At 65.5% G+C, this 22,728-nt stretch carries 22 protein-coding genes; 12 read left to right on the forward strand and 10 right to left on the reverse strand.

The genetic code is table 11. The features are described 5' to 3' along the window. Nucleotides 1–8: 8 nt before the first annotated feature. Together ABID41_RS11520 and ABID41_RS11525 are read left to right on the forward strand one after the other, a co-directional pair. Nucleotides 9–191: a hypothetical protein gene (locus tag ABID41_RS11520; RefSeq protein WP_354297697.1), complete on the forward strand. Its 183-nt coding sequence runs from the start codon at nucleotides 9–11 to the stop codon at nucleotides 189–191. Continuing rightward, nucleotides 188–400 (forward strand): hypothetical protein, encoded by a 213-nt coding sequence (locus ABID41_RS11525; protein WP_354297698.1) that lies wholly within the window; start codon nucleotides 188–190, stop codon nucleotides 398–400. Before ABID41_RS11520 ends, ABID41_RS11525 begins: the two co-directional genes overlap by 4 nt. 321 nt (nucleotides 401–721) lie before the next feature. On the opposite strand, the gene ABID41_RS11530 is transcribed toward ABID41_RS11525, so the two are convergent. The 4 genes from ABID41_RS11530 to ABID41_RS11545 form a co-directional block, all read right to left on the reverse strand. Further along, entirely contained in the window at nucleotides 722–871 is a 150-nt protein-coding gene (locus ABID41_RS11530; RefSeq protein ID WP_354297699.1) for a hypothetical protein, read from the reverse strand. 168 nt (nucleotides 872–1,039) lie between these two features. After that, nucleotides 1,040–2,029, reverse strand: coding sequence for a zinc-dependent alcohol dehydrogenase family protein (locus ABID41_RS11535; protein WP_354297700.1), 990 nt, complete (start codon nucleotides 2,027–2,029; stop codon nucleotides 1,040–1,042). A gap of 379 nt (nucleotides 2,030–2,408) precedes the next feature. Further along, nucleotides 2,409–3,047: a superoxide dismutase gene (locus tag ABID41_RS11540; protein ID WP_354297701.1), complete on the reverse strand. Its 639-nt coding sequence runs from the start codon at nucleotides 3,045–3,047 to the stop codon at nucleotides 2,409–2,411. Between the two features lie 97 nt (nucleotides 3,048–3,144). Continuing rightward, the gene (locus ABID41_RS11545; protein WP_435530007.1) at nucleotides 3,145–4,098 is read right to left on the reverse strand and encodes a peroxiredoxin; all 954 of its coding nucleotides are present in this window, start codon (nucleotides 4,096–4,098) and stop codon (nucleotides 3,145–3,147) included. Between ABID41_RS11545 and ABID41_RS11555 the strand changes: the two genes are divergently transcribed. Next, nucleotides 3,979–4,749 carry a LysR family transcriptional regulator gene (locus tag ABID41_RS11555; protein WP_435530008.1) on the forward strand — a complete coding sequence of 257 codons (771 nt, stop codon included), beginning with the start codon at nucleotides 3,979–3,981 and terminating at the stop codon, nucleotides 4,747–4,749. The genes ABID41_RS11545 and ABID41_RS11555 overlap by 120 nt on opposite strands. A gap of 42 nt (nucleotides 4,750–4,791) precedes the next feature. Here the strand turns inward: ABID41_RS11555 and ABID41_RS11560 are convergent, their stop codons facing one another. Next, a complete protein-coding gene (locus ABID41_RS11560) occupies nucleotides 4,792–5,226 on the reverse strand; it encodes a group III truncated hemoglobin (RefSeq protein WP_354297703.1) in 435 nt (144 codons plus the stop codon). Between the two features lie 91 nt (nucleotides 5,227–5,317). On the opposite strand from ABID41_RS11560, the gene ctaD (ABID41_RS11565) reads away from it, so the two are divergent. The 4 genes from ctaD (ABID41_RS11565) to gdhA all read left to right on the forward strand — a co-directional run bounded on the left by ctaD (ABID41_RS11565) (nucleotide 5,318) and on the right by gdhA (nucleotide 9,337). Beyond that, a complete protein-coding gene (gene ctaD / locus ABID41_RS11565) occupies nucleotides 5,318–6,976 on the forward strand; it encodes a cytochrome c oxidase subunit I (RefSeq protein WP_354297704.1) in 1,659 nt (552 codons plus the stop codon). 74 nt (nucleotides 6,977–7,050) lie between these two features. Further along, nucleotides 7,051–7,494, forward strand: a complete 444-nt coding sequence (locus ABID41_RS11570; protein ID WP_331933045.1) for an RrF2 family transcriptional regulator — start codon at nucleotides 7,051–7,053, stop codon at nucleotides 7,492–7,494. Nucleotides 7,495–7,617: 123 nt separating this feature from the next. Next, complete coding sequence (locus tag ABID41_RS11575; protein WP_354297705.1) at nucleotides 7,618–7,785, forward strand: hypothetical protein; 168 nt, start codon at nucleotides 7,618–7,620, stop codon at nucleotides 7,783–7,785. A 202-nt stretch (nucleotides 7,786–7,987) separates the two neighbouring features. Next, entirely contained in the window at nucleotides 7,988–9,337 is a 1,350-nt protein-coding gene (gene gdhA / locus ABID41_RS11580) for an NADP-specific glutamate dehydrogenase (RefSeq protein ID WP_354297706.1), read from the forward strand. Here the strand turns inward: gdhA and ABID41_RS11585 are convergent. Beyond that, nucleotides 9,334–10,530 (reverse strand): winged helix-turn-helix domain-containing protein, encoded by a 1,197-nt coding sequence (locus tag ABID41_RS11585; protein ID WP_354297707.1) that lies wholly within the window; start codon nucleotides 10,528–10,530, stop codon nucleotides 9,334–9,336. The genes gdhA and ABID41_RS11585 overlap by 4 nt on opposite strands. Before the next feature lie 10 nt (nucleotides 10,531–10,540). Further along, entirely contained in the window at nucleotides 10,541–11,311 is a 771-nt protein-coding gene (gene ppk2, locus ABID41_RS11590) for a polyphosphate kinase 2 (RefSeq protein ID WP_354297708.1), read from the reverse strand. Between the two features lie 49 nt (nucleotides 11,312–11,360). Here ppk2 and ABID41_RS11595 point away from each other — a divergent pair, with 49 nt between their 5' ends. Both ABID41_RS11595 and ABID41_RS11600 read left to right on the forward strand, forming a co-directional pair. Beyond that, entirely contained in the window at nucleotides 11,361–12,095 is a 735-nt protein-coding gene (locus ABID41_RS11595) for a 16S rRNA (uracil(1498)-N(3))-methyltransferase (RefSeq protein WP_354297709.1), read from the forward strand. A gap of 68 nt (nucleotides 12,096–12,163) precedes the next feature. Beyond that, nucleotides 12,164–13,522 carry a glutamate--cysteine ligase gene (locus ABID41_RS11600; RefSeq protein ID WP_354297710.1) on the forward strand — a complete coding sequence of 453 codons (1,359 nt, stop codon included), beginning with the start codon at nucleotides 12,164–12,166 and terminating at the stop codon, nucleotides 13,520–13,522. A 7-nt stretch (nucleotides 13,523–13,529) separates the two neighbouring features. Here the strand turns inward: ABID41_RS11600 and ABID41_RS11605 are convergent, their stop codons facing one another. Continuing rightward, a complete protein-coding gene (locus ABID41_RS11605; RefSeq protein ID WP_354297711.1) occupies nucleotides 13,530–14,024 on the reverse strand; it encodes a DUF427 domain-containing protein in 495 nt (164 codons plus the stop codon). 187 nt (nucleotides 14,025–14,211) lie between these two features. Here ABID41_RS11605 and ABID41_RS11610 point away from each other — a divergent pair, with 187 nt between their 5' ends. Further along, the gene (locus tag ABID41_RS11610) at nucleotides 14,212–16,053 is read left to right on the forward strand and encodes a peptide MFS transporter (RefSeq protein ID WP_331933053.1); all 1,842 of its coding nucleotides are present in this window, start codon (nucleotides 14,212–14,214) and stop codon (nucleotides 16,051–16,053) included. Nucleotides 16,054–16,101: 48 nt separating this feature from the next. On the opposite strand, the gene ABID41_RS11615 is transcribed toward ABID41_RS11610, so the two are convergent. Then, the gene (locus ABID41_RS11615; protein WP_354297712.1) at nucleotides 16,102–18,120 is read right to left on the reverse strand and encodes a TonB-dependent receptor plug domain-containing protein; all 2,019 of its coding nucleotides are present in this window, start codon (nucleotides 18,118–18,120) and stop codon (nucleotides 16,102–16,104) included. A gap of 108 nt (nucleotides 18,121–18,228) precedes the next feature. After that, nucleotides 18,229–19,659 carry a metalloprotease TldD gene (gene tldD / locus ABID41_RS11620; protein ID WP_354297713.1) on the reverse strand — a complete coding sequence of 477 codons (1,431 nt, stop codon included), beginning with the start codon at nucleotides 19,657–19,659 and terminating at the stop codon, nucleotides 18,229–18,231. Nucleotides 19,660–20,054: 395 nt separating this feature from the next. Between tldD and coxB the strand changes: the two genes are divergently transcribed. Continuing rightward, nucleotides 20,055–21,023, forward strand: a complete 969-nt coding sequence (gene coxB, locus ABID41_RS11625) for a cytochrome c oxidase subunit II (protein WP_354297714.1) — start codon at nucleotides 20,055–20,057, stop codon at nucleotides 21,021–21,023. A 17-nt stretch (nucleotides 21,024–21,040) separates the two neighbouring features. Beyond that, nucleotides 21,041–22,693, forward strand: a complete 1,653-nt coding sequence (gene ctaD, locus ABID41_RS11630; protein WP_354297715.1) for a cytochrome c oxidase subunit I — start codon at nucleotides 21,041–21,043, stop codon at nucleotides 22,691–22,693. The last annotated feature ends 35 nt before the right edge of the window (nucleotides 22,694–22,728 follow it).

Genomic DNA, 22,728 nt, shown 5'->3' on the forward strand with positions numbered 1-22,728 from the left:
GCCGTCCCATGGCCGCGCAATTCGACCTCAGGCGGGACGCCGCTGGCTGGGCTGTCTTCGACCGGTGGACCGGCAAGACAGTCATCGTCGAGCGCGTGCTCCAGGAGGGGCTGACCTGGGAGGAAGCCTCAGACGTCGTGCGCCGATTGCAATCGCGCAGCGACGACGGAGATCGAAGGATCCTGCAATGAGCCCCGACCAACAGCACCGTTGCGTCGTTCACGCAAAGTCCGACGGCTCGCCATTCCTCGCCTTCGAGCGGAGCGACGGCGAAGCGTCGTCGTACAGCAACTCGCTCTTTACGCTCGACCTGCGCGCAGACTGCGACATCGCAGCAGCCGAGGCCCTGGCTGAACAGATCAACAGGCTGGTCTGGGGCGTATCGACCACGGTCTTCTGACGACCGCCGATCCGGCTGCGCGCAACAGGCGCTCGCCAGCATCACGCAAATTCATCGAGGTGGAAGCCTCGCAACATCCAGGAGTCACATGAGTTTCACAACCGTCTTGCGGCGTCGACGTCGCCCCCTCGACAAGATCTCCCGTCCGCCGGCTGCGACGCCGCGTACGCCCGCGAGCGCCAGCCGGCCTATCCTGCATCTCAAGCCGCCCTCCGCCGCCTAAGACGCCTGCCGATGCGCGAGCCGCAACGCCCATGCTCGCGCTTGCTCAAGCTAAGCACTGCCGGAACGCCTCACAGCCGGGATAACCGGCGCAGGACGTCATGAAGACCAGATGAAGCCATTGCCCGGCTCGAATGCGATGATGGCCTTGACGTTGGGGCTCTTGATCGCCATCAGCCAGCCTGGACCACCGCCCTGGGGGTGGGTGAACAGAACCGCCGGCCCCATCCTGGCCAGCAGCGCGCCCATGCGGCCAAGGAACAGCGCCGTTTGCCCCGTAAATCTTTGGGATCTAATCAACCGATTCCATTGGTTTAGGACCAGCTTCCCAAGCTGAATGTCGTGGGTTCGAATCCCATCGCCCGCTCCAAATTCCAAGCAGTTGTCTGGCTGGCCGGTTCTTCGCGCGCGCCACCGCTATGGCACAAGCACCGCCGCGCCGGTGAAGCGGCCATGTCTGAGGTCATCGAGCGCCGTATTGGCTTCGCTCAGGGGATAGGCGGTCGTATGCGGGCGAACCCCAGCCTTGGCGGCGAGCGGGAGATAGGCCTGGGCGTCGGCGCGAGTCAGGTTCGCCACCGAAACCAGCCGCCGCTCCTGCCACAGGAGCGAATATGGCAGGCTGGGAATCTGGCTCATGTGGATGCCGCCGCAGACCACGACCCCGCCTTTCCGGACCGCGCTGAGGGCCTGGGGCACGAGTTCGCCGACAGGCGCGAAGATGATGGCTGCGTCAAGTTCCACCGGCGGGCGTTCGTCGGAGCCGCCGGCCCACCGGCATCCCAACTCCACAGCCAGCCTTTGCGCGGCCTCGTCGCCAGGCCGAGTGAAGGCCAGAACCTCCTGCCCTTGCGAGAGCGCCAGTTGGGCGAGGAGATGAGCGGCGGCTCCAAAGCCATAGAGGCCGAGCGTCGTCACCGGGCGGCCTTCGCAGGCCTTTCGCCAGCACCGGTATCCGATCAGCCCGGCGCACATCAGCGGCGCGGCCTCGACATCGCTGTATTGCGAGGGAATGGGGAAGCAGAAGTTCGCGTCGGCGACGATGATGTCGGCATAGCCGCCATCACGGCTCCAGCCGGTGAACTGCGGCGTGTCGCAAAGATTCTCAGATCCCTCGCGGCAGTAGGCGCATGCTCCGCAGGTTCGCCCCAGCCAAGGCACGCCGACGCGATCGCCGATCTCAAAGCCATTCACACCAGGTCCCATGGCTTCCACCCGCCCCACGACCTCATGTCCTGGCACGACAGGCCGTCTGATCGGCAGGTCGCCGTCCAGCAGATGGAGGTCGGTCCGACAGACGCCGCAGGCAAGCACCTTCAGCCTGATCTCGCCGGGCCCAGGCTCAGGGTCTGGGCGTGTGACCGCCTCAAGCGGCGCGCCGGCGCTCGACAGCAACATGGCGTACATGGCTACGAGGTCTCCGAGGCTCAGCTCATTGGAGCATGAAGCCTCCGACTTACTCCCCGCCACGCATTGATCAAGGGCAAGACAAGGCCATCCGTCGGGGCCGAGCCTATCGGCTCGGAAGGTTGCCCTAAGCTCCCTTAGTCGCGGACTTGGGGGCGTTCCTGGAAGTCAGCGGCGCCAGGATTAGGCGCCAGGGTAAGCTGACCACGGCGATCCGCTACGGCCGGCTGGGACGGGACGCCTTGAGCCGCATTTTCAGCGATGGACACCTGGAGATATTGACGCCAGGGCGCGCCATTCTGCGTCAGCCAGCGCACGGCTCTGTGAAGAAATCTCATCTGCAAAGCCTCCAAACGTTAAAACCTTGGTGGCGGCGCCCTCATGCGAGCGCTGGGAGCGGGTAGCGCCATCCCGCCTGGCCTGCGTTTTCGGCCTCGAATTGGCGGGCGACGAAGGTCCAGTCGACGAGGTTGTCCCACCAAGCCGACAGGAAGCCCGCACGGTCACCCTGATGGTCGAGATAGTAGGCGTGCTCCCAGAGGTCGCAGGCCAGCAGCGGCGTGGATCCATTCCAGACCAGCGGGGTGCCGGCATTGTGCGTCGAGGCCACGGACAACCCGCCGCGTTCGGCCACCAGCCAGACCCATCCAGAGCCGAAGTGGGCGGCGGCCTCCGTGAGGAAGGACGCCCGCAGACCCTCGAGGCTGCCAAACGCCGATACCACGGCCTGGGCGAAACGCCCCTCGAGCGCGCTGCCGCCGGGCCGCATGCAATTCCAGAAGAAGCCGTGATTCCAGGCCTGCGCGGCGTTGTCGAACAGCTTGCGTTGGCCGGTTCGGAACGCCTCGACGACAACTTCCTCGAGCGTCTCAACTACGTAGCCGCGCGTGCTCAGAAGTTCGTTGGTGACCTGGACATGACGCGCCTGGTGTCGCCCGTGGTGGGCGCGCAACGTGCGAGCGGAGATAATCGGGGCAAGGGCGTCGTCGTCATAGGGGAGGGCGGGAAACGGGAACATCGTCAGGACGCCTTGAGATCGGGATTGCGCTGACTGCATGCAGGGCGCGGTCGAGGTCGGCGAGCAGATCGCCCCGATGTTCGACGCAGGTCGTCGCTCATGAAACCTGCACCATCCGCAGATAAGGCTTCAGCGTGGTCCAGCCCTGCGGGAAGCGCTCTCTGGCGGCCTCGTCAGAGAGGCTGGGAGGGATGATCGCCGGCTCGCTCGGCAGCCAGTCGGCCGGGGTCGCGACCTTCTCTGCGTCGGTCAGTTGCAGGGCGTCGATGACCCGCAGAATCTCCTGGAAGTTTCGGCCGGTGCTCGGCGGATAGGTCAAGGACATCCGAATGGTCTTGGCGGGGTCGATGACATAGACCGCCCTGACGGTCAGCAACGGGTCGCTCAGCGGGTGGATCATGTCGTAAATCTGCGCGACCTTCCGATCGGTATCGGCCAGCACCGGATAGTTGAGCGTCTGGCCCTGCGTCTCGGCGATGTCTCCCGCCCAGGCCCTGTGCGCATCCACTGGATCCACCGAAAGCGCGATCGGCTTGACGTTGCGCCGGCTCCATTCCGGCTTGAGGCGGGCGACGGCGCCGAGCTCCGTCGTGCAGACTGGCGTGAAGTCCTTCGGATGGCTGAACAGCACTCCCCAGGCATCACCAAGCCAAGCGTGGAAGCTGATCGGTCCTTCTGTGCTGTCTTGTTCGAAGTCCGGGGCCTTTTGCCCCAGTTGCAGCGACATGGTGGTCTCCGTTCGTGGTCCGCGACGGCCCTCCAGGCGGCCGTGCAACGCCAGTTTGCGACCTTCGAAATATGCAAGCAAATGAATGCTATTGCCGGTTAAAATGAAAAATGTTGCACTAACGCGATGGATATCGGCCTTGCCAAAACCTTCCTGGAGATCGTCGCCACCGGGAGCTTCGTCGGGGCGGCCGAGCGGCTCCATCTGACTCAGACCGCTGTCAGCGCCCGCGTGCGCCTGCTGGAAGACCAGGTCGGTCGGCGACTGTTCGTGCGCAACCGGGCAGGCGCCCGGCTCACGCCTGCCGGCGACCGCTTCGTGCACCATGCCACCACCCTCGTGCAGGTCTGGGAGCGGGCGCGCCAACAGATCGCGCTGCCCCCGGGGCGGGCCAACCTCGTCGGGATCGGCGGCGAGTTCAGCCTGTGGAGCCCGCTGATGGAGGACTGGATGCTGTGGATGCGTGACCATCAGCCGGACGTCGCGGTTCGGGCCGAGGTGGGGAGCGTGTCCCAACTACTGGATCGCGTGCAGGACGGGTCGCTGGACGTTGCGGTGCTCTACAGTCCGCCGCAGCGGCCCGAACTGGTGCTCGAACTGCTGGCTGAAGAGAAGCTCGTGCTTGTCACGACAGCCAAGGATGGAGCTGTGCGGTCGGACGACTACATCTTCGTCGATTGGGGCGAACCCTTCCGGACGAGCCACGCCACCGCCTTTCCGGAACTGGCCAATCCGGCGGTGGCGATTTCGCTCGGCCCTCTCGCCCTGAGCTATCTGCTCACCGTTGGCGGGGCAGGGTATTTCCGGCGCGCAGCGATCCTTCCCTATGTCGAAAGCGGGCAGGTCCGCCTTGTCGAGCGGGCGCCGGAGTTCGCCTATTCGATCTATGCCGTCTATTCGGCCCGAAGCGCGGCGGATCTGATCGCCACGGCGCGCGAGGGGCTAAGGGCCTGCGCCGCAGCCAGGCTGATCTAGAGCATTTTCTGAAGCGGGCGTCGGTTTGGTGTGGAAGGCGCCTTAATTTCTGAGCCGGTCCGTTTCCTCGCCGCGGCTGGCGGCGAGGCCGAGCTGAAGACTCTGGCCGATCATTTCCGACTTGGCGATGAACAACTCGGCCGCCGCTGGTGGGCAGACGGCGTGAGCAGTCTGAGCGAATAGATGCAGCCAGCGTGCGAAATGCGTGCTGCGGATTTCGGGTATGCGCGCATGAGCGGCCATGGGCGAGCCCTTGAAGCGCCCGGTCATCAGTAGCACCGAGGACCAGAAGTCGCACATCTTCGCCAGGTGGCCGTCCCAATCGTCGATGGCCCGGTCGAAGATCGGGCCTAGCGCCGGATCGTGGCGGACTGTGGCGTAGAACGTGTGGACCTGCCGGTGGATGACCTCCTCGGTGACGCCGACCTCGACGCCCGGGCCGATCCTTGGGGCCACGCCACGCGGGAGCTTCGCCATCATCGTCTCCTTTTTATAACCAGTATACGCAATATTGCTTAAGAGGCAAAAAAGAGTATGGAGAATGCATCTTTGGGCGGAGGACGACCAAATGGACGATGTCGCCGGATCTGTGGGACAAGCGATCGGCACGGTGGAGGATGGAAGATCCGGGTTCGTCGCCCGATGGCTTTTCTCCACTAATCACAAGGATATAGGTGTCCTATACCTGATCTTCGCGATCATCGCCGGCGTGATCGGTGGGGCGTTGTCAGGACTGATGCGTTGGGAGCTCTACGAGCCCGGCCTGCAGATCTTCGCGGAAGGCTCATGGCTGTCCCAATTGGGCGTGTTCACCGGCAAACATGGCTTCAACGTAGCGGTCACGGGCCACGCGTTGGTCATGGTGTTCTTCGTCGTGATGCCGGCGCAGATGGGGGCTTTCGGAAACTACTTCGTCCCCTTGATGATCGGGGCGCCGGACATGGCGTTCCCGCGAATGAACAACATCTCCTTTTGGCTTCTGGTGGCCGCATTCAGCCTCCTGATGCTGTCGTTGTTCGTGGATGGAGGGCCAGGACTCGGCGCGGGCACCGGCTGGACGCTCTATCCTCCGCTGTCGACCAGCGGCCATCCCGGCCCCTCAGTGGATCTCGTCATCTTGTCGATCCACCTTGCAGGTGCGTCCTCGATTCTCGGGGCGATCAACTTCATCACCACGATCTTCAACATGCGCGCGCCCGGCATGACCCTGGGACGCATGCCGCTGTTTGCTTGGTCGGTGCTGATCACCGCCTTCATGCTGCTGACGACCCTGCCGGTCTTGGCCGGCGCGATCACGATGCTGCTCACCGACCGCAACTTCAACACCCACTTCTTCGATGCGGCCGGCGGCGGCGACCCGGTGATGTACCAGCACCTGTTCTGGTTCTTCGGTCACCCGGAAGTCTACATCATGATCCTGCCAGGCTTCGGCGTGATCAGCCATGTGGTGGCGACCTTCTCGAAGAAGCCGATCTTCGGTTACATGGGTATGGTCGCGGCCATGGCCGCCATCGCATTCCTCGGCTCGATCGTCTGGGCCCACCACATGTTCACGGTGGGGATGAGCCTCGGCCTGACCATCTATTTCTCGGCCGCCTCGATGGTCATCGGGGTTCCGACCGGCATCAAGGTATTCTCTTGGGTCGCGACGATGTGGGGTGGTTCGGTTGAGTTCAAGGCGCCGATGCTATGGGCCATGGGCTTCATCTTCGTGTTCACCCTTGGGGGCGTCACGGGCATCGCCCTGGCCAGCGCCGGACTGGATAGGACCTTCCACGACACCTATTACGTCGTGGCGCACTTCCACTACGTGCTGTCGCTCGGCGCGATTTTCAGCATCTTCGCGGCCTTCTACTACTGGTTCGAGAAGATGTCGGGCCCGCAGTACAACGAAACCCTGGCGCGCATCCATTTCTGGGTGTTCTTCATCGGCACGAACCTGATCTTCTTTCCGCAGCACTTCCTGGGCATGCAGGGGATGCCCCGCCGCTATGCCGATTATCCGGAGGCTTTCACGCTGTGGAACAAGGTCTCTTCCATCGGATATGTGATCATGGCTGCGAGCATCGTCGTGTTCTTCGTGACGGTCGCCGAGGCGTTCGCGCGCGGCCGACGCGGTCGCGCCAACCCCTGGGGCGAAGGGGCGACAACTCTGGAATGGACGTTGTCCTCGCCGCCGCCGTTCCACCAATTCGCCGAGTTGCCTCGGATCGGCGACCGCCATTGATCTGAATGCCGCCATGTGGACGCCTTGAGGGGCGGGCGGATAAATGACCCGCCCTGCCAACGGATATCCGCGCCATGCGTCTGACCGTCTACACCGACTACGCGCTCCGCGTGCTGATGTATGTCGCCGTCCGCCCCGAGCCCCTGCCGACGATTGGCGAGATCGCCGACAGCTATCAGATCTCGCGCAATCACCTGATGAAGGTGGTCTACGAGCTTGGCCAGGCCGGCTATCTCGACACGGTGCGAGGAAAGGGGGGCGGATTGCGGTTGGCCCGCTCGCCCGAGGAGATCAATCTTGGTCAGCTTGTTCGGCACACCGAACCGGACATGGCGCTAATGCCCTGCTTCGACCCGGTGAACGCCACTTGTGCGATCTCGCCGGTCTGTCGCCTCCGCCACGCGCTGGCTGAGGCCCAACTGGCGTTCCTGAACGTCCTCGACGGCTACACGCTCGCAGATCTTGTGGAGAATTCGGCGCCCTTGAAGGCGTTGTTGACCTCTGTGGCTTTGCGCTGAGGCATTAAGGACCTGGCCACGCTGGTGGGCGTCGACAGCTCTAGCCTGGTGCGCCTGATCGACATTCTCTCTCGGCAAGGCCTGGGGGAGCGGAGGGCCGACACCGCGGACGTACGTGCGCGTGTGGTTCATCTCACCGCCGCCGGCCAGCAGCGGGTCGCCGAGATCCGCCGGGAGCTGGCCAAGAGGGAAGCGGAGATGCTGGCCGAGTTCTCGGACACGGAGATCGCCGTCATGCTGGCGCAGTTCGAGTGGCTCGACCAGCGGTTGCGGCCCTGTGCTCGACGCTGAACGACAGCAGCCATCTGGCCCGCCGCCATGCCGCACGCGCTGGCCTCCAGCCGCGCCGAACCTAGCCGGCCGGGCGTTCCGTACACGCGGATTTGCAGGCGCAGGCTTAGCCGATGGGTTGGATTCGACCGCGGGTTGTTCGATGAAGCATCCGCTTGGCGGGCGGCCTCTAAGGTCCCCGCGCGATTTGGAGGAGGACGCCTTGGTCGGCATCGACGAGAAACTTGAGCCTGTGCTCGCCGAAGTGCTGAGCCGCAATGCCGGCGAGGGTGAGTTCCATCAGGCGGTCCGCGAGGTGCTGGAGAGCCTGGGCCGTGTGGTCGCCAAGCATCCCGAATATGCGGATCATGCGCTGATCGAGCGGATCTGCGAGCCTGAGCGCCAGATCATCTTCCGGGTTCCGTGGGTCGACGACGCGGGCCAAGTCCAGATCAACCGCGGCTTCCGGGTGCAGTTCAACTCCGCGCTCGGTCCCTACAAGGGCGGGTTGCGGTTCCATCCCTCGGTCAATCTCGGGATCATCAAGTTCCTGGGCTTCGAGCAGACCTTCAAGAACGCCCTGACCGGCATGCCGATCGGCGGCGGGAAGGGCGGCTCCGACTTCAACCCGCGCGGACGCTCCGACGGCGAGATCATGCGCTTCTGCCAATCCTTCATGCTGGAACTGCATCGGCACATCGGCGAGTACGTGGACGTGCCGGCTGGCGACATCGGGGTGGGCGGGCGCGAGATCGGCTATCTGTTCGGCCAGTACACGCGTCTGACCAACCGCTACGAGGCGGGGGTGCTGACCGGCAAGGGCTTGGTCTATGGCGGTTCGCGCGCGCGGCGCGAGGCCACCGGATACGGCGCCGTATATTTCGTCGAGCGGATGCTGGCCACGAAGGGCGCCTCGTTCGATGGTCGCCGGGTGGTAGTGTCCGGATCGGGCAATGTCGCGATCTACACCATGGAAAAGGTTGAGCAGTTCGGCGGACGGGTCGTCGCCTGCTCGGACTCCAATGGCTATGTCGTGGACGAGGCCGGTATCGACCTTGAGCTCCTCAAGGAGGTCAAGGAGGTCCGCCGGGGTCGGGTGGCGGACTACGCCGCCCTGCGCGGAAAGGGCGCCTACTACGTGGACGAGGGCTCGGTGTGGGACGTGCCCTGCGACGTCGCCATGCCCTCGGCGACCCAGAACGAGCTGACCGGCAAGGACGCGCGGACCCTGATCGCCGCCGGCGTCATTGCGGTGGGCGAGGGCGCCAACATGCCCTCTACGCCGGAGGCGGTCCGCCTCTTCCAGGAGGCCGGCGTGCTGTTTGCGCCCGGCAAGGCGGCCAATGCAGGCGGCGTGGCGACCTCGGCCCTGGAAATGCAGCAGAACGCTTCGCGCGATAGCTGGTCGTTCGAACAGACCGAAGCGCGGCTGGCCGAGATCATGGCCAATATCCACGACACCTGTGCAGCCACCGCGGAGGAATACGGCGCGCCCGGCGACTACGTCCTCGGCGCCAATGTCGCGGGCTTCGTGCGCGTGGCCGAGGCCATGACGGCGCTGGGGGTGATCTAGCCCGCCAGGGCCGCCGCGACCGCTGCGGCGAGGTCGCCCTTCGGGGCGACTTCGACCCGGTCCAGGGCGAGCCAGCCAGCCATGAGTTTCAGTTCGCCAGCCAGCCGGGCGGCGGTTTGGCCGTTGGCGCCCGGCTCGGCGTGGGCCGCCTGGACCAGCAGCACGCCCTTCCTGCGTTCGGCCTTCAGGTCGACCCTGGCGGTGATCGCCTCGTCCTGCAGGAAAGGCAGGACGTAGTAGCCGTGCACCCGCTTGTGCGCGGGGGTGTAGATCTCCAGCCGAATCCTAGTCCCGAAAAGCCGTTCGGTCCGCTCGCGGAACCAGATGAGGTTGTCGAAGGGGGAGAGCAGGGCGCTGGCCACGACCTTCCGGGGACGCCTGGCGTCGCGATGCAGATAAGCGCCGTTGTCCCAGCCCTCGACCTTCACGGGGACCAGTTCGCCGGTCTCGACCAGCTCGGCGATGCGCGCCTTGGTCTCTGTGACGCCCATGCGGAAATAGTCGCGGAGGTCGCGTTCGGTCGCCACGCCCTGAGCGCGGGCGGCGATGCGCAGGAGCTGGCGCTGGGCCTCGTCGCGCGGCGGCGGCTCGGTTCGCGCCTGCGCGGGAAGCACATCGTTGGGCACGCCATAGACACGCTCGAACGTGCTGCGACGGGTGGCGGTGGCGAGGTCGCCGATCCAGAAGAGGGATTCCAGAGCACGCTTGCCTTCACCCCAGCCCCACCAACTGCCTGCGCCCTTGGCGCCGATGCTGAGCTCCGAAGCCGACAAGGGCCCGCGCGTTTCGATCTCCTTGAGCGCCTTGGCGATGAAGTCCTCGTGAGAGCGGAGGAACTTGGCTATGCCCCTCCAGACGCCGACGCCCGCGCGTGCGTCGTCCATGCGCCATTGCAGCAGGGGACGGGTCGTCGGGAGGGTCAGCGAGGCCTCGTGGGCCCAGTATTCGACGAGAGCCGGCTTGCGGCCCCAGGCGATCTCTTCCAGCAACGGTCTCGGATAGGCGCCGAGGCGCGAGAAGAACGGTAGGTAATGGGTGCGCGAGACGACATTCACCGAGTCGATCTGCACGACGCCGAGGCGCTCGACGGTCTTCAGCAGATGCCGCCGGCCCGGCGCCGCAGGCCGCTTGTCCGCAAAACCCTGAGCGGCCAGCGCGATGCGCCGGGCGGCCGCGGCCGAAATATGCTCCACCCCGACCTCGCTACTTGTTCAGCCGGCCTTGGGCGATGGCGTCGATCTCAAACCGGAAGAGGACGTCGGGGTCCGGCCTGTGGGCGTTCTCGGCGATTTCGTGTGGCGTGATCGTCTTGATGAGGTGGCGCATCACGTTGATCCGGGCGGTCTTCTTTTCGTCGGTGACGACGCAGACCCAGGGGCTCACCTCGGTGTGGGTGCGCGTCAGCATCTCGTCGCGCGCGGCGCTGTACTCGGCCCACTTTTCCTGAGCGACGTCGTCCATAGCGCTGACCTTGAGCGCTTTCAGCGGATCTTCCCGCCGATCCTTGAGGCGCTCGCGTTGCTCCTTGCGGCTGATGTCGAGCCAGATCTTCACGAGCTTGAGCCCGCTCTCCACCAGCATCATCTCGAAATGGGAGACGTCGCGCAGGAAGGTCTCCTGCTCGGCGGGTGTGGAAAAGCCCATGACTCGCTCGACGCCGGCCCGGTTGTACCACGAGCGGTTGAAGATCACGACCTGACCGGCGCCGGGCAGGTGCGCCGCATAGCGCTGGAAATACCACTGGGTGATTTCCTGCTCCGTCGGCTTGGGCAGGGCGACCACGCGGGTCGCGCGGACCGACATATGCTCGGTGATGCGTCGGATGACGCCGTCCTTCCCGGCGGCGTCCCGGCCCTCGAAGATAATCAACACCTTGTCGCCGCTGGTCATGGCGCGCTGCTGATACTTCACAAGGCTGAGCTGCAGATGGGCGAGCTCGGCCTCGTATTCGTCGTCATTGTCCGGCTTTGACATGGCGTCGAGCCTAGTCCTGATCAGCCGGTCGGCGCTAGAACCTCGTTCCATGATCAGATTGTTCGTTTCCGCAGATCTCGCCCAGGGCGTGGCGCTCGCCCTTGATCATGGGCAAAGCCACTATCTGACCTCCGTGATGCGGCGCGACGTCGGGGACGAGGTGCTGGTGTTCAACGGCCGTGACGGAGAGTGGCGCACCGCGATCGAGGTGGCGGGAAAGCGCGGCGTCATCCTGCGTCCGCTCGCCCTCGAACGTCCGCAGGCCTTCGGTCCGGACGTCGATCTCATCGTCGCCCTGGTCAAGCGCTCGCGGATCGAGACGATCGTGGAAAAGGCCGCCGAACTGGGCGCGCGGCGGGTGCGCCTGGCGATCACCGAGCGGACCAACGCCGAGCGTACGCGGGTGGATCGCCTCAGCGCCATCGCCGCCGAAGCCGCCGAGCAGACCGGCCGTCTGGACGTGCCGGAAATCATCGAGCCGGTGAAGCTGGGAAAGCTGATCGACGGCTGGGAGGCCTCGCGCCGGCTGCTGTTCTGCGACGAGGCGGGCGACGCCAGACCGGTGCTGGACGCCCTCGCAGGCGCGGCGTCGGCCCCCTGGGCCATCCTGATCGGGCCGGAAGGCGGATTTTCGCCGGCCGAGCGCGAGCGGTTGCGGAACCTTCCCTATGCGACGCCCGCTTCGCTTGGACCAAGGATCCTGCGGGCCGACACCGCCGCGATCAGCGCGCTTACTCTTTGGCAAGCTGCGCAGGGCGATTGGCGAGGCCTTGAGGTTTCCTGAATTGCGCCCAGGTGTCTGAACGGCGTAAAGATCGCGCCGCTTTGGCTGGACTGGGCTGGGAGAACGAGATGGCCGGCGTCGTGACGGACGAACGACCCCTCACGCTGGAGGACCTGGTCCGCTGGTTTGAGGCGGGTGAGAAGCCCGCCAGCGAATGGCGCGTGGGGGCCGAACACGAGAAGTTCGTCTTCCGCCTGGGGACTTATGACCCGATCCCCTATGAGGGACCGGCCGGGATCAAGGCGCTGCTTGAGGGCCTCACCCGCTTCGGGTGGAAGGGCGTCTATGAGGGCGAGCACATCATCGCCCTGGAGCGCGGCAAGGCCAATGTCAGCCTCGAGCCCGGCGGCCAGTTCGAGCTTTCCGGCGCGCCCCTCGAGACCATGCACGAGATCTGCGAGGAAACCGGCCAGCACCTCACCGAGGTGAAGGCCGTGGCCGACGAACTGGGGCTAGGCTTCCTGGGCCTCGGCTTCACGCCGATCTGGCGGCGCGACGAGATCCCGGTGATGCCCAAGGGCCGCTACAAGATCATGCGGGAATACATGCCGAAGGTCGGCAATCTCGGCCTCGACATGATGTTCCGCACCTGTACGGTCCAGGCGAACCTCGATTTCGCCTCCGAGGCGGACATGGTCGCCAAATTCCGTGCGAGCCTGGCCTTGCAGCCGATCGCGACCGCCCTGTTCGCCAACTCGCCCTTCATCGAGGGCAAGCCATCCGGCTTCCTGTCGAGCAGGGCCAATGTCTGGACCGACACCGATCCTGATCGGACGGGGATGCTGGATTTCGTCTTCGCCGACGGCTTCGGCTACGAGACCTACGCCAACTACGTCCTCGACGTGCCGATGTACTTCGCCAAGCGCGACGACAAGTACCTCGACCTCTCGGGCCGGTCCTTCCGCAAGTTCATGGCCGGTGAGCTGGCCGAGCTGCCGGGCGAACGCCCGACCATCAAGGACTGGGCCGACCATACGACCACCGCTTTCCCGGAGGTCCGCCTGAAGCAGTATCTGGAGATGCGCGGCGCCGACTCCGGCTCCTGGAGCCGGCTTTGCGCGCTTCCCGCGCTCTGGGCGGGCATCTTCTACGATCAGGCCGCCCTGGCGGCCGCCTGGGACCTCTGCAAGGACTGGCGGGTCGAGGACCACGAGCGGCTGCGGGCCGATGTCGCCCGCCTGGGCCTCAAGGCGCAAGTCAACGGCCGCAGCGTCCAGGATGTCGCCAAGGACATGGTCGCCATCGCCAGGCAAGGGCTCAAGAACCGCAACCGGCTCAGCGCCGGCATGGTGGACGAGAGCAACTATCTGAGCGAGCTTGAAGAGATCGCCGACAGCGGCCTGACGCCGGCCGAACGCCTGCTCGAACTCTATCACGGGCCATGGAAAGGCGACGTGCGGCGGGCCTTCGAGGACTTCGCCTACTGAATGGCGGTCAGACGACCCCTCCGTCGCGAGGGGCGCTGACATTCGGCGGCCAATGGTCGCGCTGGCTCGAGCCGGCGCCGCTGTCGGTATGCTGCACGATCTCGTCGATCGCCGCATGGGGATGACGCGGATCGGCCAGCTTGTCTTCCACGGCGTAGATCTCGACCTTGTCTGGATAGAAGGCCAGGCGGCTGCGGATCTGCTCCATGGCCGGATAGGGCTCTTCGTAGGTCCACACCGTGTTCTCGGCCATGCGGCCGTCCATCAGGAGCGTGTAGTACGAGGCCTCCCCCTTGTACGGGCAGTGGGTCTTGTGATCCGTCCGCGCCAGGTACTCCATCGAGACGTCGGCGCGGGGAAAGTAGACGACGGGGGGGTAGTCGGCTTCCTGCAGCACGAGAGCATCGCCGCTATCTGCGATCACGTGCTCTCCGTACATCACCCGCCAGTAGGTCTTCGCGGGCTTGATGTCGATCGGGTGGTCGGGGCCGGGGGTCAGCATGAAACGCGTCTCCTTCATCTGCTCCAACGTCCCAGACGGGCTCGGGCTCCCCGGAACGAGCTGGTGACGGGCGCCCGATTGCTTGTGCTTGGCCCGTCAGCGTGATCTTCTCCCGCCAAATCTGGCCGGTGGGGAGGAAACGTTCCCCGGAGAGAGCCGGCCGACAAGGAATCGGAACACCGCCCTCATGAATATCGTAGTCCTATTGGGGATCGTCATTACCTTGGCGACAGGGATCCCCGTACTTCTGCAACTGCGAAAGCAGCATCCGCGCGGACTGATCATCCTGTTTTTCGCCGAGATGTGGGAGCGGTTCTCCTACTACGGGATGCGCGCCATCCTGATCTTCTACCTGACGCAGCATCTGCTGTTCGACGACGCCACGGCCGGCGCGCAGTACGGTTCCTACACCAGCCTGGTCTACCTCCTGCCGCTGATCGGCGGCCTGCTGGCCGACCGTTACCTCGGAACGCGAAAGGCCGTGGCCTTCGGTGCGCTGCTGCTGGTCGCCGGCCACCTCACCATGGCCGTGGAGGGAACGCCGTCGACCCAGCAACTGGTCTATGGCGGCCAGAGGTACGAAGTGGTGGCCGAGGGCCGCATGGAATCGCGCACGGTCCAGATCAAGGTCGACGACAGGCTCTACGACTTCGGTGCGCACAAGGACGGCGGCCTGGAGATCAAGGGCCTGGCTCCCGGCGGCGCGCTGCCGACCGTCCTGCCGAGCGGCAGCTTCTCCATGGAGAAGCAAAGTGATCCGTTCGGCGTGAACGCCTTCTACCTGGCGGTTTCGCTGATCATCATGGGCGTCGGCTTCCTGAAGCCGAACATTTCCACGATCGTCGGCCAGCTCTATCCGCAGGGCGACCCGCGCCGGGACGCCGGCTTCACCCTCTACTATTACGGCATCAACCTCGGCGCTTTCTGGGCGTCCGTCCTCTGCGGCCTGCTAGGCCAGACCGTCGGCTGGTGGGCCGGCTTCGGCCTGGCCGGCGTCGGCATGGCGCTGGGCTGGGTGGTCTTCGTCCTCGGCAAGCCGCTGCTGCAGGGCAAGGGCGAGCCGCCCAATCCCGAACAGCTCAAAGCTCGCGTGGCCGGGCCGATCAACCGCGAATGGCTGATCTACATCGCCGGCCTGTTGGGTGTCATTCCGGTCTGGCTGCTGGTGCAGAGCAACCAACTGGTCGGCTGGGCGCTGGGGATTTCCACCATCGCTGCGATTATCTTCATCGCCTACTTCCTCATCGCCAAGTGCGGGAAGATCGAGCGTGAGCGGATGATGCTGGCCCTGGTGCTGATCTTCGGCTCGGTGGTGTTCTTCACCCTGTTCGAACAGGCGGGCACCTCGCTCAACCTGTTCGCCGCCCGCAACGTCGACCTGATGGGCATTTCGGCGGCTCAGACCCAGTCGTTCAACGCCGGCTTCATCCTGATCTTCGCGCCGATCTTCGCGGCCATGTGGGCCTGGCTCGGCGCGCGGCGGCGTGACCCAAATCCGGTCCTGAAGTTCGGCCTCGGCCTGCTGCAGGTCGGGCTGGGCTTCCTGGTCGTGGTCTGGGCCCAAGGTCTGGCGGACGCCAACTACCGCCTGCCGCTGATCATGCTGGCCCTGCTCTATATGCTGCACACCACCGGCGAGCTCTTCCTGTCGCCGGTCGGCCTTTCGGAGATCACCAAGCTTTCCGTGGCCTCGGTCGTGTCCTTCATGATGGCGGTGTGGTTCCTCTCCTCCTCGATCGCCCAGTACGTCGGCGGCATCATCGCCGGCGCCATGGGAACCGAGACCGTGGGCGGGCAGGTGCTGGACCCGGCCGCGGCTCTGGCCACCTCGATCGACGGCTTCAACAAGCTCGGATGGGCCGGCGTCGGGGTTGGCGTGGTCTTCATCGTCCTCAGCGTCTTCATCAAGCACTGGGCGCACGGGGCCAACGATCCGGTACGCGCCCAGCCCGAGCCGATCGCACCGGTGCTCGACGGCGAGCGTGGGGCGGTCAGCCCAGCGGCCGTCCGGGCCGACCGGAAGAACTAAAGGCCAAGGCCGGACGTCTCAGGCGTCCGGCCTTTTTCTTGCCCGTCCTCAGGAGCCGAAGGTCTTGCGGATCCGGAACCAGTACATCGGGCCGACCTGGATATCCCGGTCGTTGATGAAGGCGACGGGGCTGGTGTCGCGAGGGCCGTCATAGACGACGCGCGTGTGGCGGAATCCCCGCGACGTCACGTTCTGGATTTCGGCCCGCAGGACGATGTCGCGCCGCGGCTTCCACTCCGCGAACGGCACGACATAAGTCTTCAGCTTGTCGGTCGAGATCTCATTGAAGCGGTAGTAGGTCTCGCGCCAACCGCCGAAGACGTCCACGCCCCAGTTGAAGCGATAGGCCGGAAGGTCGTGGGTCAGGTGAGCCTCCCACTCCACGGGGCGCAGGCCGGAGATTTCGCGTTCCTCGCCGGTGGTCGGGTCGGTGGTTTCCGAATGGCGCCAGGTGGCCTGGCCGCGCAAGGTCACCCCTCGCAACCCGACTGGATCGAACGGCAGCGTCGCCGTCAGCAGCAGTTCGTCCTTGGTCCCGTCGCCGATATTGCTCGGCGCGTCGAACACGCCGGTCGGCAGGAAGACCGGGGCGCGGTCGATGACGTCGTCGATCAGGGAGCGCCGGGCGGTGACGACCACCACCGCGCCGCCCGGGAAGCGCTGCTCGATCGCCGCCTCAGCGACCCAGGCCTGTTCGGGCACGAGGTCGGGATTGCCCGCAGTCACCACCCCGGTGTTGAGCGAGGAGTCCGCAACGAAGTCGTCGAAGTCGAGCTGATCGACCACCCTTTCGAACCGAAACCGAAGCTGGGTGGACCTGGTGGTCGCCCAGGTCACGGCGAGCCTCGGCTTCGCATAGTAGAGCGTCTTCTCCAGGCCTACGTCGCCGCTCGATTCGATAGCCGAAGCCTCATAGCGAAGCCCGCCTTCGAAGGTCCACTTCGGGTTTGCGCGCCAGGTCGCTTTCACGAAGGCCTCGCCGCGCCGCTCTTCAACCCGCACGTTCGCCGCCGGCAGGTCCACCGGCACGTCGTCCTCCGCATAGCTGGTCCGGCTTTTCAGGACGTTCAGCGCCGCTTCGCCGCCGAGTTCGAACGAAAGCCGGTCGCTTGGACGGTGCTTGATGACGCCGCGGCCGATGCTTTCGCTGGTGCGCCGGTCCAGGGCGAAGGCGGCCTTCCCGGCCGCGGCTGCGAAGTCCTCGGTGATGTCGATCTGCGCGTCCTGCCGGATCGCGACCAGCTCCAGCGAGGTCTTGGGGCCGAAGTCGCGCAGGAAGTTGCCGCCCAGTTCGGTCTGGAACTCGTCCTGGTGAAGGATCGTCGTTTCGAACGCCGGCGACGGGAAGGTGATCGTGTTCGACTCGTCGAACTTGAAATTGTCGTTGAAGAGGCGGCCGTTGACCTTGGCGCGGCCGCCCAGGAGGGGCGCCGAGTACGAGGCGGTCAGTATCTCCTGTAGGGTGTCGCCCTCGCTATCCACGTCCGAGAGCCGCAGAGACGCGCCGTCAGGACCGAGACGGACCTCCGGACCCTCGCCGGCGCCGTCGTCGACGCCGCTGCCCACGACAGCCGAAGCGTCCCAGGTCCGGTCGTTGGCCCCGCCCGAAAGCTCGATCCGGCCGCTCAGATTGCCCCGGCCGTCATAGACGGAGCGGGCGGAGAGGGCGGCCAGCCCACGGAAGCCGGCGCCCGGCTTGCGCACCACATTGGCCAGGATCGCCTTGCCCTGCATGTCGACACCCGGTGCGCCGCCCCGGATCAGGTCGATGCGCGCCACTTGCGAGGCCGGGATACGCCGCAGGATCTCCTCGAGGCTGTCGGTCTTGGTCGCGGGCCGTTGGCCGTCGATCAGCACGTTGCCGGCGGCGCCCTCGAAACCACGAACGTCCTCGCCAAGGTCGAGATTGAAGCCGGGCAGGCGCAGCAGCATCTCCTCCGCGTTCGCTGGCTGGGCGGCTGCGAAGAACCCAGGAGGATAGCTGATGACGCCGGCGGCGGATGCGCCTGCAGTCGGTGCTGGCGGTGCGGCGAGGGCCAATGCGGAGGCCAGGGCCGGAACGATCATGTAACAATGCTCCCCGAAACGCTGGCAAGTGACCAGCGTCCGGGGGGACAGGCCAATTAAATCCCTGAAATGTGGATTAAATCGGCGACATGTTGTGGACGGCGGGCCTCAGATGTTCGTTCCGCCCACGGTCAGACCGGTGATCTTCAGCGAGGGCTGGCCCACGCCCACTGGCACGCTCTGGCCCGACTTGCCACAGACCCCGACGCCGGGATCGAAGTCGAAGTCGTCGCCGATCATGGTGACCCGCGTCAGGGCCGAGGGACCATCGCCGATCAGGGTGGCGCCCTTGACCGGCGTGGTGATCTTGCCGTCCTCGATCAGATAGGCCTCGGTGCACTGGAAGACGAACTTGCCGTTGGTGATGTCCACCTGGCCGCCGCCGAAGTTCGCGCAATAGAGGCCGCGCTTGGTGGAGGCGATCATCTCCTCCTGCTTGTGGACGCCGGCCATCATGGCGGTGTTGGTCATCCGTGGCATGGGCATGTGGGCGTAGGACTGCCGACGCCCGTTGCCGGTGGCGGTCAGGCCCATCAGCCGCGCGCTCATCCGGTCGTGCATGTAGCCCACCAGGATGCCGTCCTCGATCAGTATGGTGCGTTCGGTCGGGGTGCCCTCGTCGTCGACGGTCAGCGAGCCCCGGCGGCCGGCCAGCGTGCCATCGTCGAAGACCGTGACGCCGGGGGCGGCCACTCGCTCGCCGATGCGGCCGGAGAAGGCGGAGGTGCCCTTGCGGTTGAAGTCGCCTTCCAGGCCATGGCCGACCGCCTCGTGCAGCAGCACGCCGTTCCAGCCCGGCCCGAGCACCACGTCCATCTCACCGGCGGGGCAGGGGACGGCGTCGAGGTTCACCAGGGCCTGGCGCAGCGCCTCCTCGGCCTGGGCTTGCCACTTGTCCGGAGAAATCCAAGCCTCGAAGCCGGCTCGACCGCCGGCGCCGGAAAAGCCATTCTCCCGCTTGCCGTCCTTTTCCACGGTGACCTGGACGTTGACCCGGCATAGCGGGCGGACGTCGCGGATCAGCCGCCCGTCCGCGCGGAGAATCTCGACGATCCGCCGCTCGCCCGCCAGGCTGGCCATGACCTGAACGACACGCGGATCCCGGGCCCGGGCCCAGGCGTCGATTTCCTGCAGCAGCGCCACCTTGTCCGAAAAGTCGGGTGAGGCCGTCGGATCCTCCTCGCCATAGAGCTTGGCGTTCGTCGCCCGAGGGCCATCGGCCGAAACGCCGGAATAGCCGCGCTTGGCCAGAGCCGAGGACTGGGCCGCGCGTTGGATCGCGGCCTCGGAGACCTCGCTGGAATGCGAATACCCCGCAGTCTCGCCGGCGACGACACGCAGGCCGAAGCCCTCCGACGAATCATAGGAGGCGGACTTCAGTCGTCCGTCGTCGAACAGAAAGGCCTCGCTCTCCGAGCGTTCGACGAAAAGTTCGCCATCATCAGCTCCGGCCAGGGCCTGGCCGAGGATTTCACGCGCCCGGCTAGGGGCGACACCGGCGGACTCGAGGATCGAAGCGGCGGGGGCGTGGGCGTTCATCGGCGATCTGCTTTCAAAGACTTCGATTTTGAAAAATAGGAGTTCGCCCGCGCCACGTCACCCCAGGGGCGGCGGCAAGGAGCTTTCGAGTCACAGGTATGGGCCCTCGCGCGGCCGGAATGATCGTCTGCGACGCTCACGTCGGGCCTTCGTTTTCGTGGGGCTAGCCCCTATCCGTCGCCGGTTTTCCGACGACCGCGAACGGAAAGATCGCCGGTCGGACGGCAGAGTTCGCGCCATAGGAAGTCTTAGCGCCTTGGCAAGCCCCGGGAGAGCGCGTATGGACCCCCACTTAAGGGCGGGCCCCCGCGTTTGCGTGGCGGTTCGTCTTGATTCCAGTCGGCGGGGGCGATCGTCTTTCGCGAGGCGCGGCCGGCCAAGCAGACCGAGGGGACATGAAGTCTAGGGTTCAGGGCATGCGGACGTGGGTGGCGGCAGCCACTGCGGGCGCGACGTCGGCGTTCTGGGGCGTCCAGGCGTTCGCTGAAGAATTGATGGGGCAGCCGACGCCCGGCGGCATAGGGCTGCAGCCGGCCGCTTCGCCGCTGAAGCACGCTGCGCACAATTTCCACGATTTTATCCTGCTGCCGATCATCACGATCATCAGCCTGTTCGTGCTGGCCCTGCTGGTCTGGGTGGCCGTGCGCTATAACAAGCGCGCGAACCCCGTGCCGGCGAAGTGGAGCCACAACACGGTGATCGAAGTGATCTGGACGGTCGTGCCGGTCCTGATCCTGATGTTCATCGCGATCTTCTCGTTCCGTCTGCTGTTCGCCTATCACGACATGCCCAAGCCGGACCTGACCGTTAAGGCCACCGGCTATCAGTGGTACTGGGGCTATGAATTGCCCGATCAGAAGGTCAGCGAGTTCGTTTCGAACATGCTGCCGGAAGACGAAGCCAAGCAGCGCAACGTTCCGTTCCGCCTGGCGTCCACTGATCCGCTGGTGGTTCCGGTGGACAAGACGGTCCGTGTGCTGGTGACCGGCGCGGACGTCATCCACTCCCTCGCGCTCCCGGCCTTCGGCCTGAAGATGGACGCCGTCCCGGGACGGGTTAACGAGACCTGGTTCAAGGCCGAGAAGGTCGGGACCTACTATGGTCAGTGCTCGGAGCTTTGCGGCGTCGACCACGCCTTCATGCCGATCGAGATCAAGGTCGTGACCCAGCCCGAGTTCGAAGCCTGGGTGGCTTCGAAGGGCGGCTCGACGACGGCGCCGGCCGCTGAAGCCGCGCCGGCTGCGACCGCTGCTCCGGCTGCCGCCGCGCCTGCCGCTGAGACCCCGGCCGCTCCGGCGGCTGGCGCCGCGCCGGCCCCGACCACCACGCCTGCTGCGCCCGCCGCGCAGCCGGCTGCGAAATGAGCTTAGGACAGAGTAAGATGGCACACGCCGCAGCTCACGATCACCACGAAGCCGAACACAAGCCCGGCTTCATCGCTCGCTGGTTCTTCTCCACGAACCACAAGGACATCGGCACCCTCTACCTGTTGTTCGCCATTATGACGGGCCTCATCGGCGGGGCCCTTTCGGGCCTCATCCGTTGGGAGCTCGCCGAGCCGGGCATCCAGATCTTCCGCGATGGTAGCTGGCTCGCCCAGACCGGGCTGATCGACGCGTCCAAGCATGGCTATAACGCTGTGGTCACGGCCCACGCCCTGATCATGGTGTTCTTCGTGGTCATGCCGGCCACCATGGGCGGCTTCGGCAACTGGTTCGTGCCGCTGATGATCGGCGCGCCGGACATGGCCTTCCCGCGGATGAACAACATTTCGTTCTGGCTGGTCGTCGCCGCGTTCCTCCTGCTGGTCCTGTCGATGTTCGTGGACGGTGGTCCTGGTCGCGGCTTCGGCGGCGGCTGGACGGCCTATCCGCCGCTCTCCACCTCCGGCCACACCGGTCCGTCGATGGACCTGGCGATCCTCTCGCTTCACCTCGCGGGCGCCAGCTCGATCCTCGGTTCGATCAACTTCATCACGACCATCTTCAACATGCGCGCACCGGGCATGACCCTGCACCGGATGCCGCTGTTCGCCTGGGGCGTGCTGATCACCGCCTTCCTGCTGCTGCTCTCGCTGCCCGTCCTGGCCGGCGCGATCACGATGCTGCTCACCGACCGCAACTTCAACACCCACTTCTTCGATGCGGCCGGCGGCGGCGACCCGGTGATGTACCAGCACCTGTTCTGGTTCTTCGGTCACCCGGAAGTCTACATCATGATCCTGCCGGGCTTCGGCGTGATCAGCCACATCATCTCGACCTTCTCGCGCAAGCCCATCTTCGGCTATCTCGCCATGGCCTACGCCATGGTCGCCATCGGCTTCATCGGCTTCATCGTGTGGGCCCACCACATGTACACGGTGGGCATGAGCATCAATCTCCGCGCCTACTTCGTCGCGGCGACGATGGTCATCGCGGTGCCGACCGGCGTGAAGATCTTCTCCTGGATCGCCACGATGTGGGGCGGCTCCATCGACTTCAAGACGCCGATGCTCTGGGCGATCGGCTTCATCTTCCTCTTCACCGTGGGCGGCGTCACCGGCGTGGTCCTGGCCAATGCCGGCATCGACTACAGCCTGCACGACACCTACTACGTGGTCGCCCACTTCCACTACGTGCTGTCGCTGGGCGCGGTCTTCGCCATCTTCGCGGGCTTCTACTACTGGTTCGAGAAGATGTTCGGCGTGAAATACCGCGAGTGGCTCGGCCAACTGCACTTCTGGGTCATGTTCATCGGCGTGAACCTGATCTTCTTCCCGCAGCACTTCCTGGGCCTGCAAGGCATGCCGCGCCGCTACATCGACTATCCCGAGGCGTTCACCCTCTGGAACCACGTCTCGTCGATGGGCTACGCCGTGACCCTGGTCGGTGTGGGGATCTTCCTGGTCGTCCTGATCGACGCGATGATCTTCCGCCGCAAGGCCGAGGCCAATCCGTGGGGCGAAGGTGCGACGACGCTGGAGTGGACCCTGTCCTCGCCGCCGCCGTTCCACCAGTTCAACGAACTGCCCGTGGTGAAGCCGGACCTGCACTAGGTCCAGCTCGCCGGAAACCATCGGGGGGCGCGGGC

This window comes from Phenylobacterium koreense (genome assembly GCF_040545335.1).
Lineage (GTDB): Bacteria > Pseudomonadota > Alphaproteobacteria > Caulobacterales > Caulobacteraceae > Phenylobacterium > Phenylobacterium koreense.